Source organism: Yoonia sp. F2084L, assembly GCF_023015625.1.
GTDB lineage: Bacteria > Pseudomonadota > Alphaproteobacteria > Rhodobacterales > Rhodobacteraceae > Yoonia.
Genome location: NZ_JALKAH010000001.1, coordinates 645,321 through 657,971, shown reverse-complemented (window position 1 = coordinate 657,971; position 12,651 = coordinate 645,321). Strand labels below are relative to the sequence as shown.

Sequence of the window (12,651 nt, the reverse complement as noted above, 5' to 3'; positions counted from 1 at the left end):
TCATTTTAGAAGGCGGCAAGAGGTAAGTTGTTTTCGGGGAGGGAAGCAATGCGACACGAGGATATCATCGTTCAAGATACTATCGAAGCAGATCGCTTTGTCCTAAGGCCTTGCCGCAAGTCTGATGCTGGTTTGATTGCGATGTATGCCGGTGATGACCGTGTGGCCCGTGGAACGCGCGCTATGCCGCACCCGCTTCCACCCGGTTCAGTTGAGGCGATGATTGAACGCGCCAGTCAGGCCGTCCGCAGCGAAGATGTATGGGTTATCGACGGGTCAGCGCATGGCCACGCCGAGGCACTTGGATTGATCAGCCTGGAACGGATGGACCGCGCCCAGTCTGAGATTTTCTATTGGATCGCACCTGCCTTTTGGAACACAGGCTTTGCGACCGAAGCGGTGCGCACCTTGATCGAAGCCAACCCACATAGATCAGATCGCATCTTTGCGGAGGTGTTTCAGGACAACCCCGGCTCTGCCCGTGTGCTGACCAATTGCGGTTTCGACTACCTCGGCGATGCTGAGGCTTTCTCTGTCTCGCGCAAGGCGACCGTGCCCACATGGACCTACACGCTCAAACTGGGGTCATGACCGTCCCGACATTGCGAACCGACCGGCTCACGCTGCGCGCACCGCGTTTGCGGGACGTGCGGGTGGTGACGAAGGCTTTGAATGACTTCAATGTTAGCCGTTGGTTGACCCAAGTTCCGTTCCCTTACGGGATGACGGACGCGGAATGGTTCATCAACGAGTGTCACCGGGGTAATTTCACCGCATGGTTTATCTGGGCCGATGATGATTTTGTTGGGACCATCGGTATCGACGGTGAGCTTGGCTATTGGTTAGCTCAAGACGCGTGGGGCAAAGGATTTGCGACCGAAGCGGGGAGCGCAGTTTTGGCGCACCACTTCGATACGACCGAAGCAGACGAGGTACGCTCTAGCCACTTTGTAGAGAACAAGGGATCGCAGAATGTTCTTACAAAGCTGGGGTTTGCCGATGTTGGCGCGCATGCGCATTTTTCAAAGGCGCGTGGTGAAGATGTGGCGGGGCGCAGCATGCGGCTCACACGTCAAGGATGGCAGGCTTCGCGCGATGCTTGAGACGACCTACCGCACCTTACGTGCCGACGACTTTTCAGAAGTTCACGCAATGGTTTCGCATTGGTCCGTTGTGCGCCAACTGGGACGCTGGCCATGGCCTCCGCAACAGAGTTTTACGCAAGGTCGCTGCAAACCTTATGAAGGCCAAGGATTTGTATGGGGTGTCTGTATTGATGATCGCGTTGTCGGCTCGATGGCCGTCACTGGCGGTGAACTTGGCTATATGTTTGCACCAAAGGTCCATGGAAAGGGCCTTGCAAGCAAGGTAGCGGGCGACGCGATTGCAAAGGCCTTTGCCGACTACGATTGGCCTGTCCTTCATGCCTCTGTTTGGCACGATAACCCGGCTTCCGCTGCTGTCCTGCGCAAATGTGGATTTATCCATTGGCAAACCCATTATACGCGCAGCCCCGCGCGCCTGCCGTCGCTTGTGCATCAATACCGCCTGCCACGCGCAAAATGGGACGGCTTGAGAACCACGTCGCAGTAGTTTATCGCGCTGATGAACAGCCGCAGAAAGCTACACACATGAAATTCCTCGATCTTGCAAAGGTCTATATCCGGTCCGGTGCCGGTGGTGCGGGTTGCATCTCGTTTCGGCGCGAGAAGTTTATGGAATATGGCGGCCCAGATGGCGGCGATGGCGGCAAGGGCGGCGATGTGGTGGTTGAGGCTGTAGAGGGCCTGAACACGCTGATTGATTTTCGGTATCAGCAGCATTTTTTCGCAGGAAGCGGTCAACATGGCATGGGCAGCCAACGCACGGGTAAAGACGGCGAAAGCAAGGTTTTGCGCGTGCCTGTGGGCACCGAGATTATTGATGAAGACGAAGAAACTGTTATCGCTGATTTGACAGAGGTCGGTCAGAAAATCGTGATTGCCAAAGGCGGCAACGGCGGCTGGGGCAACTTGCGGTTCAAAACGGCCACAAACCAAGCGCCGCGTCGGTCCAATCCGGGACAAGAGGCGATTGAGCGCACGATCTGGTTGCGGCTGAAGCTGATTGCTGACGTGGGTCTGTTGGGCATGCCGAACGCCGGTAAGTCGACGTTCTTGGCGGCGACATCAAATGCACGGCCCAAGGTTGCTGATTATCCGTTTACGACGCTTATCCCTAACCTTGGTGTGGTGGGGATTGATGAGGTCGAATTCGTCGTGGCTGATATTCCCGGCCTGATCGAAGGCGCCAGCGAAGGCCGCGGCCTTGGTGACATGTTCCTGGGCCATGTTGAACGCTGTGCCGTTCTCTTGCACCTCATTGATGGCACGTCTGGCGATCCTGCTGGTGATCTGACCACAATCATCGGTGAGTTAGAGGCTTATGGCGGTGAACTCGCGGACAAGCCGCGTATCACAGTATTGAACAAGATCGACACGCTGGACGATGAAGAACGCGTATTCCTGCGCGACGAGATCGCGGCTGTTGCGAAAGGCCCCGTGATGATGATGTCTGGCGTCAGCCGCGAGGGCATTCCCGATGTTTTGCGCGCGCTTCGGTCCGAGATTGACGACAACCGCCTGCGCCACCGCAAAACGGCGGAGGAGGAAGAGGGCGAGGACGCGCCATGGCAGCCCTAAGCGACGCCAAACGCCTTGTTGTCAAGATCGGCTCTGCCTTGCTGGTGGATGCGGATACCGGGGCCTTGCGCCAGGACTGGCTGACATCGCTTGCCAGTGACGTCGCCCGGATAAGAAAACGAGGCACGGATGTTATTATCGTGTCCTCTGGTTCTATCGCGCTGGGGCGGGGTATTTTGGGGCTGCCGCTGACCTCTTTGGCATTGGAGCAATCGCAAGCCGCCGCCGCTGTGGGTCAGATCCGGCTGGCGCGCGCCTATGAGGAGGCGTTGACGCCGCATGGGATTGTAACGGGTCAAGTGCTTGTCACGCTTGAAGATTCCCAAGATCGCCGACGTTACCTGAACAGCCGAGCGACGATGGAAACGATGCTAAGTTTTGGTGTCACGCCGATCGTGAATGAAAACGATACGATTGCCACGGATGAAATCCGTTACGGCGATAACGACCGGCTGGCCGCGCAAGTGGCTGTGACGGTCGGAGCGGATCAGCTGATCCTGCTGTCGGATGTGGATGGGCTTTATACTGATAACCCCAAGATAAAGAGTGCCGCGAAACATCTTGAAACTGTTGATAAAATAACACCTGAAATAGAGGCAATGGCGGGTGATGCGGGCTCTGGCCTGTCAAAGGGTGGCATGATCACCAAGATCATTGCCGCACGCATCGCAACCGAAGCGGGTTGTGCCATGGCGATTTCATTGGGGACTGAGCTTTATCCATTGGGCAAGCTGGAAAACGGCGCGCCTGCCACTTGGTTTACGCCGCAAACTGACCCACAAGCCGCCCGTAAACGGTGGATTTCCGCAATGAAACCAAAGGGGACCGTCACGGTGGATAGCGGCGCTTCTGATGCATTGAAACGCGGCAAGAGCTTGCTGCCCGCCGGTGTGACCCAAATCCAAGGCAGCTTTGGTCGCGGTGAAGTCGTCGCAATTGCCGACGCCGACGGCGTGCAACTGGGGCAAGGCCTGATCCGTTACACCAGCGCAGAGGCCCGTCAGATTATGGGCTACCGCTCGGCTGACATTGTTGGTGTTTTGGGCTATGAAGGCCGTGCTGCATTGGTGCACCGCGATGATATGGTGCTGTAAGAGGGCGACAAGATGAACGATCACGACGCTACAATCGGGGCAATCGGGCCTCTGATGGCACAGATCGGCGCTGACGCGCGCGCCGCTGCAACCGTGCTGGCGACCGCAGGATCAGAACGCAAGTATGCCGCGCTGATTGGTGCCGCTGACGCGATCTGGGACAACCGGATGGCGATTATTGATGCGAATGCCGAAGATCAGGTCTTTGCCGAAGAAAAGGGCCTCAGCCCTGCTATGATGGATCGGCTGATGCTGGATGAGCCGCGGATCAGGGCGATGGCTGATGGGTTGCGTAATGTTGCGGCGCAATCTGATCCTGTGGGTGAAGTGATCACCGAATGGGACATGCCGACCGGTTTGCATATTCAGCGCGTGCGCACACCGCTTGGTGTGGTCGGTGTGATCTATGAAAGCCGCCCTAATGTGACCGCGGATGCCGGTGCGCTTTGCCTGCAATCAGGCAATGCGGTTATCTTGCGCGGTGGGTCTGAAAGCTTTCATTCCTCGACAGCGATTCATCAATGTTTGCAGACTGGATTGAAGCAGGCAGGGCTACCGGCCGAGGCCATTCAATTGGTGCCAACACGCGATCGGGCGGCTGTTTCGGCGATGCTGACGGCAACCGATCATATCGACGTGATTGTACCGCGCGGCGGCAAAGGCCTTGTTGGGCTGGTCCAACGCGAAGCGCGTGTGCCTGTTTTTGCGCACCTAGAGGGTATCTGCCACATTTATGTGGGTGCGACGGCTGACCCTGCGATGGCGCTTGAGATAGTTCTGAACGCCAAGACCCGCCGCACAGGGATTTGCGGCGCGATGGAGTGCTTGTTGATCGACTGGCGTTTCTACACGCAGCATGGATCGATGTTGATTGATGCGCTTGTGAAAGCTGGCGTCGAAGTGCGCGCAGACGGTGAGTTGGCCAAGACTGATGGCACGACGCCCGCAAAGCCGGATGATTTTGGCAAGGAATTCCTCGACATGATCTGTGCTGCCAAACTGGTCGATGGCGTTGACGAAGCGATTGATCATATCCGCACATACGGGTCGAACCACACCGACGCGATTATCACCGCTGACGATCAGGCCGCGGCGCATTTCTTCAAGGAACTCGACAGCGCAATCCTGATGCGCAACGCCTCAACCCAATTTGCCGATGGCGGCGAATTTGGGATGGGGGCCGAGATTGGGATCGCCACCGGCAAAATGCACGCGCGTGGCCCTGTGGGTGCGGCGCAGCTGACCAGTTTTAAATATCTGGTGACAGCCGACGGGGCCGTGCGGTCCTAAAACCGGGCGACCAGATGGTCGGTTCCATGTTTGAATTGCAAGACACGGCCCGCTTCGGCCAATACACTTGGCAGTAAAGCGAACTGCACATGTGCTGCGGTGTAATGAAAGCCAACTTGTGGCGACAGCAGGTTTTGCCAAAGCTCTTCATCGACCGACAGGCGGGGGCCTTCGCCACGCATCACCCAGGTGTCACCGTCCTGCGTGATTTGCACATCACCACCCATTGGCAGCGCCGCCTCAATGGCTTGCAGCATCAACAGGGCGCAACGGACCAGACGCCTTGGCTGATCGCCCCCGATCTTCCAGATATAATTGATGCGACCGCCGCGTGCGACAGCAGAAAGGATTGATAACACCTCAGAGCGGCTGACGAGCTGTTCCTCGCTTGCGGCCCCATAAGCGATCCGAAAATACCTGATCCGGGCACTGGCATTCTGCACGCTTTCGTTAATCAACTCCATCTCGGCGCCGGTATCACCGTCTGTCAGCGCCAAAAGCTCGACACCATTGCCGATTGCGCCAATTGGGCTGATAAGGTCATGGCAAATGCGTGAGCCGACAAGCGCCGCTAGATCAGGTTGCATGTAAGCAGCCTCCGTTTTGAAAGGAAAAAAATGTCTGATATCACGGCGATCCTTGAGCCGGGCATGCTGGTACGCAACCCAAGCCAGCCTGATTGGGGCACCGGACAGGTGCAATCCAATATCGACGGTAAGGTGACCGTAAACTTTAGAGAGGAAGGGAAAGTCGTCATTGATGGTAAACGCGTGATGCTCGTTATTGTGAGTGACTAATTACAACTATAAGTAGAAAGACGTATATTTTTGTCAATCATTATCACTGATCCCATCGAAAAAAGGTTACCAAGTGATTAACGTTTGCAGCAGCACGGCCAGAAAAATAAACCAATTGATATGACGCTGCTGCATACCCCTCAATTTCGCACGATAGTCGCGGGCACGGATGACGCCCGCATAGCCGCACAACGGCTGCGCTATGAGGTCTTTGTGCATGAACTTGGTGCCGATGGTCCGATGGTTGATCACGCAAATCGGCGAGAGCGCGACGCCTTTGATGACCACGCCGACCACCTGCTGCTCATGGATGAGGCCCGCGCGCCCGACGACCAAGTCATTGGTGTGTATCGTTTAATGACGGATCACATGGCCGAACAGGCCGGTCAGTTCTATTGCGAAAACGAATATGATCTGACCTTGCTACGCAACAGTGGCAAACCTGTGTTAGAGCTTGGCCGTTCTTGCTTGCATCCGGACTATCGTGGCGGGGCGGGGATGTTGCATATGTGGGCGGCATTGGCCGAATATGCGGCGGCGCGAAAGATCGAAATTCTGTTTGGTGTTGCGTCGTTTCATGGCACCGACGTGCGTGCTTTGGCCGCACCGCTCAGCTTGCTGCATCATCGTCACTTGGCACCAACGGCACTGCGCGTCACGGCCAAAGGCCCCACAGCAGTGCCAATGAACATACACAGCGCCGATAGTTTGGACCGTGTCGCTGCGGTGCGACAGATCCCTGCATTGATCAAAGCCTATCTGCGATTGGGTGGCACAGTGGGCGAAGGTGCATTTGTGGACCATGACTTTAACACCGTCGACATTTGTCTGATTTTGCAAAGTGACGCGATCCGCGCGCTGCACAAGACACTCTTGACCAAAGGGGTCGCGCGTGGGTGACACTTGGTATAGCGAAACGACCCCACCAACGGCTGGTCCGGGTATCGCCGGTTGGATACGCATCGTTCTGCGCGCCGTGCCTCTCATCGTCGTTGTGTTTGGCGGCTTGCTGATTTTGTTGGCCATCCGATTGTTCGAGCGTCCGATCTGCGGGCTGCGCCGCCCGGTGACACCGTTCATCACCCAATGGGTTTGCCGCGTGGCTTTTATCATTCTGGGCATACGCTACACGACCCAAGGAGCACCGATGCAAGGCGCAGGTGCGGTGGTCGCCAATCATGCCTCGTGGCTGGATATCTTTGCGCTGAATGCCCGCAAGCGGATTTACTTTGTGTCAAAGTCCGAGGTTGCAGGTTGGCCCGGCATTGGATGGCTGGCCCGTGCGACCGGAACCGTGTTTATCCAACGTGATCGCAGCGAAGTACGCGGTCAGATCATGGTGTTTCGTGATCGTTTGGCCGCAGGTCACAAGCTGCTTTTCTTTCCCGAAGGCACTTCAACCGATGGCCTGCAAGTGCTGCCGTTCAAACCGGCACTTTTCGCGGCCTTCTTTGATCCGATGTTGCGCGACACGCTTCAGATGCAGGCGGTAACGGTGAACTACATCGCCCCAACAGGCACTGATCCGCGGTTTTACGGCTGGTGGGGCGATATGGAGTTCGGCCCGCATCTGCTGTCCACGCTTGCTGCAAAACGGCAGGGTCGTGTGCATGTGATTTATCACGCCCCAGTCAAAGTGGCCGATTTCGCGGATCGCAAGACTTTGGCGAAAGCGATGGAAGATCAGGTGCGCGGTGGCCTAACCCAACATCGCTCGGCGTAGGTCACCAAGCGCTGTTGCGGGCTTGTCGGTTGCCCAAATCTCATCGCCAATCCCAAAGAAATCGGTGTGCGGTGCCAGCATGCGGATCAAATCAGCGTTCAGCGCACCTTCTGCAACCACCGGAACCTCGATCATCATGGACCACCACTCGAAAAGCTCCAGCTCCGCTTTGCGCCCGTCGCCCAATGCGGTCTCTCCGACGGGGCCGAAACTCACGTAATCAGCGCCCAGTTCGCCAGCGGTCATCCCGTCGTGGCGCGAGTTGGTGCAGTAACACCCGACAATGGCATCATCGCCAAGGTCCTTGCGAACTTGGCGAATGGAACGCGCGCCATCTGTCAGATGCACGCCATCTAGTCCAAGCCGTTCGACCAATTGCAGATGACTGTCGATGACCAAGGCAACATCGCGTGCGTGGGTGACCTCGCGCAAGGCGTCAGCGGCTTTGGCGATGCGTGCCTCATCGGTTGTGCCCAATGCAAGGCGCACGCAGCCCACCTCGGTGCTGTCCAGACAGGCGGCGAGTTGTGCAGGAAAGGTGGACAGGTCGCACTCTGACGGGGTGATCAGATAGATTTGCGGGTGATCTTGGGCGTCCGACATAGGGGCGTTCCGGTCTGCTAGTAGTGTTCGGGCGCTTTTAGCGGGGAAAATGCAGCTTGGCTATGGGGTTGCGGTTCTTGCCTTGGCAAATATGGCAGCGTATCAGGCGGCCAGTTTGCAAAGGAACACCCATGCCAAGCACCCAGCTTCAACCTGCGTTTGTTTTGATCCGTCCGCAGATGGGCGAAAACATTGGCGCAGCCGCGCGGGCGATGTGGAACTTTGGCCTTGACCGGATGCGGATTATTGCGCCGCGAGACGGATGGCCGAACCAGAAAGCGGTCGCGATGGCCAGCGGGGCAGGGCGGTTGCTGGACGAGGCCCAGATATTTGAAAATACCCAAGGGGCGATTGCCGATTGTGATTATGTCTATGCAACCACTGCGCGCCCGCGTGGCCTGACCAAGCTTGTGCTGACGCCAGAGGCTGCGATGCAGGATGCGCGCGCGCGCATTGCGCAAGGCCAGAAGGTTGCGGTCATGTTTGGCCCTGAACGCGCGGGCATGGAGAACGATGATATTGCGCGGGCAAACGCGATCATCTCTGTTCCGGTCAACCCAGAGTTTCCGTCTTTGAACCTTGCCCAATGCGTGTTGCTGACGGGCTATGAGTGGCGGCGCGAGGCGGTTGAGATGGCACCTGAGCGGGTAGATGCCGCAGGCGATTGGGCCGTGCAGATTGAGGTGGAAAAGCTGAGTGAGCATTATGAGCAGCGGCTTGAGGATGCGGGGTTCTTTTATCCAGACCACAAGGCCGATAACATGAAGATGAACCTGCGCAATATGTGGTCACGCATGCCGATGACCCGCGCCGATGTGCAAATGCTGCACGGGATGATGCGCCAGATGGTGCGCTGGAAAGAACGCGGTTGATGGCGCGTAAGGTGGATCATGATCCACCTTACATGTGGCACCCTGACGCTTGCGATTGGCAGCTTCGGGTTTTAGGTAACTGCTAACACCAAGCGGAGGCCAAGCATGGCGACGAAACGCAGTATTTTTGAGGACGTCGGCGACACCCCCAAACAGGTTGCGGCCCCCGGCGGGATTGATCGTGCCGGCCACGGAGCGCGCGGGTTGATCCGCGGCTGGCTGATGGCGCTTTTTGCGCTAGTCGTTGTGATGATCGTCGTAGGTGGTCTGACCCGCCTCACCGATAGTGGCCTGTCGATTACCGAATGGAAGCCAGTGACAGGTGCGATGCCGCCGATGTCCGAGGCAGCCTGGACAGAAGAGTTCGACAAGTACCGCGCGATCCCCGAATACCAGTTGCAGAACAAGGGCATGACCATGGCCGAGTTCAAGGTGATCTATTGGTGGGAGTGGGGCCACAGGCAGCTAGGCCGGTTCATCGGCCTTGTCTGGGCTGCGGGTTTTGTCTTTTTTGCGGCAACACGCAAGATCCCGGCAGGCTGGACGCCCAAGCTTTTGTTCATCGGCGCGTTGGGCGGTCTGCAAGGTTTTATCGGCTGGTGGATGGTGTCATCCGGACTTGAAGAGGGGATGTTGGACGTCGCCTCTTACAGGCTTGCCACCCATCTGGGTCTGGCATTCGTGATCTTCGGCTTCATCGCATGGTATGTCTATCAATTGGGGCGCAGTCAGGCCGATCTGTTGCAGGCGCGGCGCAGCGGCGATGCCGGGTTGGCCCGTTTGGGCTCTGTGTTGGTTGGGTTTGCATTTTTGCAGATCGTTCTGGGCGCATTGGTCGCTGGCATTGACGCGGGCCGAGCGTTCCCCGATTGGCCGTTGATGGCCGGTGGGTTCTTACCGCCCGAGCCGTTGTCGCTGACCCCTATCTGGCGGAACTTCTTCGAGGATGCAGGGCTAGTTCAATTCATGCACCGCATGGCGGGGTACATCCTGTTTCTCTTTGCCATTTTCGTGTGGATGCGTGCGCGTAAGTCGGCCAATACAAACACAAGGTTCATCTTTAATGCGGTGATGGCGGTGATGCTGCTGCAGGTCGTTTTAGGGATCGTCACAGTGATTTATTCAGCACCTTGGCAGATCGCGATTGTGCATCAACTGGGGGCCGTCATCCTGTGGGCGCTGATCCTGCGGGCGCGCTTTGTGGCACAATATCCTGTTCCGCAATCAATCAAAGGGGCCTGAGCCATGACAGCGTATTCCGAATTGATGGCGTTCCAGCGCGAGACCGAAGCGCTCGGGCAGGTCGCCGGTCGTCTGGGTTGGGATCAGGAAACCGTGATGCCTGAAGGTGCCACACCGCAACGCGCCGAAGAGCATGGCGCAATGGCCAATATCCTTCATGCCCGCCGAATTGATCCGCGTGTAGCGGAATGGTTGCAGACGGCAAAGGCCGCCGATGACGTCGCTGCCGCCAATCTGCGCCACATCAAACGCAGCTATGAGCGCACGGCGAAAGTCCCTGCCGCATTGGCAGCCGAACTGGCGAAAACCACATCGCTGGCGCACCGGGTCTGGGCACAATCACGCGCGGACGAAGATGTTGCCGGGTTCTTGCCGATGCTGCAAAAGGTCGTTGATCTGCGGCGCGAAGAGGCGGCCGCGATTGCGGGCAATAGTGATCCTTATGACGCGCTGCTGGATGACTATGAACCGGGTGCGACAGGTGAAAGCCTAAGTGCGATGTTCGCCGCACTGCGTCCACGTCTGGTGGCCCTACGTGCCGCAATTCTAGAGCGACCCGCACCTGCGGCCTTGTCAGGTACATTTGATGAGACGGGTCAACTCGCATTGTCAAAGAAGCTGGCACTGGCCTTTGGTTATGCGCTGGAAAGTGGCCGGATTGATAAGGCGGTGCATCCGTTTTCGTCCGGCTCCGGACTGGATGTGCGGATCACCACCCGTACCAACGCGGTCGACCCGTTCAACTGCTTTTACTCGACAATCCATGAGGTCGGTCATGCCGCCTATGAACAAAGCATTGATCCGCAGCATTTGCTAACCCCGCTGGGGGCGGGGGTGTCGATGGGCGTGCATGAAAGCCAAAGCCGGATTTATGAAAATCAGCTGGGTCGTAGCCGTGCGTTTACCGGCTGGCTTTACGGCCAGATGCGCGACCAGTTTGGCGATTTCGGGATTGCGGATGAGGATGCGTTTTACGCCACGGTAAACCGTGTCAGCGATTGTTTCATTCGGACCGAAGCCGATGAGGTGCAATATAATCTGCATGTGTTGCTGCGCTTTGATCTGGAGCGGGCGCTGATGTCGGGTGATTTGGCCGTGACTGATCTTGAGGCGGCGTGGAATGATAGGTTTGCTGCGGACTTTGGCTATGCTGTTGATAAGCCTTCCAACGGCGTTTTGCAGGATGTGCATTGGTCAGAAGGACTGTTTGGCTATTTCCCCACATACACCTTGGGCAATGTCTATGCGGGATGTCTGCACGAGGCGTTGCGCGGGGCGGTGCCGGGTCTTGATGATGATCTGGCGCGGGGCGATACATCAAAGGCAACCGGCTGGTTGCGCGCGAATGTGCAGCAGTTTGGCGGTTTGCGGACACCGGTTCAGACGATTGCCCATGCAACCGGTAGCGCACCGACAGAGGGGCCGCTTTTGGATTATCTTGAGGACAAATTCAACGGCATTTATGGGTTGTAAGGGCGGGATTGCCTCCGGCGGAAGTTTGATTGGACGAAGAAAGTTCAGGACCAGTCGGGCGCCCGCTTTTCAAGGAATGCACTGATGCCTTCGTTGGTGTCGTCCACCAGCATGTTTTGCACCATGATGTCGCCTGTATAGGCATAGGCCTCGGCGGTCGTCATTTGTGCCTGGGTGTAGAACGCTTGCTTGCCGATTTTTACGGCTGCAGGCAATTTGCCGGCGATGCTTTGGGCGATCTCTGCTGTTTCGCGGGGCAGGGCGTCCGTGTGAACAGCGCGGTTGATCAGCCCCAATTCTTGTGCTTCGCGCGCACTGATAAAGCGGCCCGTTGTGAGCATTTCAAACGCAGCTTTGCGATGGATGTTCCGCGTCAGGGCCACCATCGGGGTCGAGCAGAATAGCCCGATGTTGACGCCATTGACCCCAAAACGGGTCTCATCATCGGCAATCGCCAAGTCGCAGGTTGCGACCAGTTGACACCCCGCCGCCGTTGCGATGCCGTGCACTTGGGCGATCACAGGCTGCGGCATGGTTTGAATGCGTTGCATCATAGCAGCACACCGATCAAACAGGTCCTTGAAATACGCGGCACCACCATCAGGGGCCTGCCGTCCGGCTTGCATCTCTTTCAGATCATGACCTGCACAAAACGCCTTACCTGTGCCGCACAAAATGACGGCGCGCACGGTGTCATCATCTGCGATATCGTCAAAGCTATCGTGCAATGCGGCGAGCATATCATCAGACAGCGCGTTCAACCGTTCAGGCGCGTTCATCGTCAGGGTTGCGATGTGGTCGCTGTCTTCACGAAGCAGGATTGTCATTTCGGCCCTTTCGGTGTTGCTTGGGTGCAAAGCTAGTGCAGAGCGGGAC

15 protein-coding genes are annotated in these 12,651 nt (G+C 57.2%); 12 read left to right on the top strand and 3 right to left on the bottom strand.

All coding sequences use genetic code 11. The features are described from left to right. The first annotated feature begins 48 nt into the window (after positions 1-48). From MWU60_RS03225 to MWU60_RS03200, 6 genes are read left to right on the top strand one after another with little or no spacing between them, the layout of a single operon-like run. Positions 49-591, top strand: coding sequence for a GNAT family N-acetyltransferase (locus MWU60_RS03225; RefSeq protein ID WP_247225605.1), 543 nt, complete (start codon positions 49-51; stop codon positions 589-591). Further along, a complete protein-coding gene (locus MWU60_RS03220; RefSeq protein WP_247225604.1) occupies positions 588-1,103 on the top strand; it encodes a GNAT family N-acetyltransferase in 516 nt (171 codons plus the stop codon). Before MWU60_RS03225 ends, MWU60_RS03220 begins: the two co-directional genes overlap by 4 nt. Continuing rightward, the gene (locus MWU60_RS03215) at positions 1,096-1,593 is read left to right on the top strand and encodes a GNAT family N-acetyltransferase (RefSeq protein ID WP_247225603.1); all 498 of its coding nucleotides are present in this window, start codon (positions 1,096-1,098) and stop codon (positions 1,591-1,593) included. Before MWU60_RS03220 ends, MWU60_RS03215 begins: the two co-directional genes overlap by 8 nt. A 38-nt stretch (positions 1,594-1,631) precedes the next feature. Continuing rightward, positions 1,632-2,681 carry a GTPase ObgE gene (gene obgE / locus MWU60_RS03210; RefSeq protein ID WP_247225602.1) on the top strand — a complete coding sequence of 350 codons (1,050 nt, stop codon included), beginning with the start codon at positions 1,632-1,634 and terminating at the stop codon, positions 2,679-2,681. Further along, positions 2,669-3,775: a glutamate 5-kinase gene (gene proB / locus MWU60_RS03205; RefSeq protein WP_247225601.1), complete on the top strand. Its 1,107-nt coding sequence runs from the start codon at positions 2,669-2,671 to the stop codon at positions 3,773-3,775. The genes obgE and proB overlap by 13 nt, the downstream gene beginning before the upstream one ends. A 12-nt stretch (positions 3,776-3,787) precedes the next feature. Continuing rightward, positions 3,788-5,065, top strand: a complete 1,278-nt coding sequence (locus MWU60_RS03200) for a glutamate-5-semialdehyde dehydrogenase (protein ID WP_247225600.1) — start codon at positions 3,788-3,790, stop codon at positions 5,063-5,065. On the opposite strand, the gene MWU60_RS03195 is transcribed toward MWU60_RS03200, so the two are convergent. Continuing rightward, positions 5,062-5,652 (bottom strand): histidine phosphotransferase family protein, encoded by a 591-nt coding sequence (locus MWU60_RS03195; protein ID WP_247225599.1) that lies wholly within the window; start codon positions 5,650-5,652, stop codon positions 5,062-5,064. The two genes, MWU60_RS03200 and MWU60_RS03195, sit on opposite strands and share 4 nt — an antisense overlap. A gap of 30 nt (positions 5,653-5,682) precedes the next feature. On the opposite strand from MWU60_RS03195, the gene MWU60_RS03190 reads away from it, so the two are divergent. The 3 genes from MWU60_RS03190 to MWU60_RS03180 all read left to right on the top strand — a co-directional run bounded on the left by MWU60_RS03190 (position 5,683) and on the right by MWU60_RS03180 (position 7,585). After that, positions 5,683-5,862, top strand: a complete 180-nt coding sequence (locus MWU60_RS03190; RefSeq protein ID WP_247225597.1) for a DUF3553 domain-containing protein — start codon at positions 5,683-5,685, stop codon at positions 5,860-5,862. 120 nt (positions 5,863-5,982) lie between these two features. Next, on the top strand, positions 5,983-6,762 hold the full coding sequence (locus tag MWU60_RS03185) for a GNAT family N-acyltransferase (protein WP_247225596.1): 780 nt from the start codon (positions 5,983-5,985) through the stop codon (positions 6,760-6,762). After that, a complete protein-coding gene (locus tag MWU60_RS03180) occupies positions 6,755-7,585 on the top strand; it encodes a lysophospholipid acyltransferase family protein (protein ID WP_247225595.1) in 831 nt (276 codons plus the stop codon). Before MWU60_RS03185 ends, MWU60_RS03180 begins: the two co-directional genes overlap by 8 nt. Here the strand turns inward: MWU60_RS03180 and MWU60_RS03175 are convergent. After that, positions 7,562-8,188: a thiamine phosphate synthase gene (locus tag MWU60_RS03175; protein WP_247225594.1), complete on the bottom strand. Its 627-nt coding sequence runs from the start codon at positions 8,186-8,188 to the stop codon at positions 7,562-7,564. The two genes, MWU60_RS03180 and MWU60_RS03175, sit on opposite strands and share 24 nt — an antisense overlap. A 131-nt stretch (positions 8,189-8,319) precedes the next feature. On the opposite strand from MWU60_RS03175, the gene MWU60_RS03170 reads away from it, so the two are divergent. The 3 genes from MWU60_RS03170 (at position 8,320) to MWU60_RS03160 (ending at position 11,775) form a co-directional block, all read left to right on the top strand. After that, on the top strand, positions 8,320-9,060 hold the full coding sequence (locus tag MWU60_RS03170; RefSeq protein ID WP_247225592.1) for an RNA methyltransferase: 741 nt from the start codon (positions 8,320-8,322) through the stop codon (positions 9,058-9,060). Positions 9,061-9,165: 105 nt separating this feature from the next. Continuing rightward, entirely contained in the window at positions 9,166-10,302 is a 1,137-nt protein-coding gene (ctaA, locus tag MWU60_RS03165; protein WP_247225591.1) for a heme A synthase, read from the top strand. Between the two features lie 3 nt (positions 10,303-10,305). Next, positions 10,306-11,775, top strand: coding sequence for a carboxypeptidase M32 (locus MWU60_RS03160; RefSeq protein WP_247225590.1), 1,470 nt, complete (start codon positions 10,306-10,308; stop codon positions 11,773-11,775). A gap of 44 nt (positions 11,776-11,819) precedes the next feature. Here MWU60_RS03160 and MWU60_RS03155 read toward each other — a convergent pair whose 3' ends face one another. After that, complete coding sequence (locus MWU60_RS03155; RefSeq protein ID WP_281493217.1) at positions 11,820-12,632, bottom strand: enoyl-CoA hydratase; 813 nt, start codon at positions 12,630-12,632, stop codon at positions 11,820-11,822. Positions 12,633-12,651 lie beyond the last annotated feature (19 nt).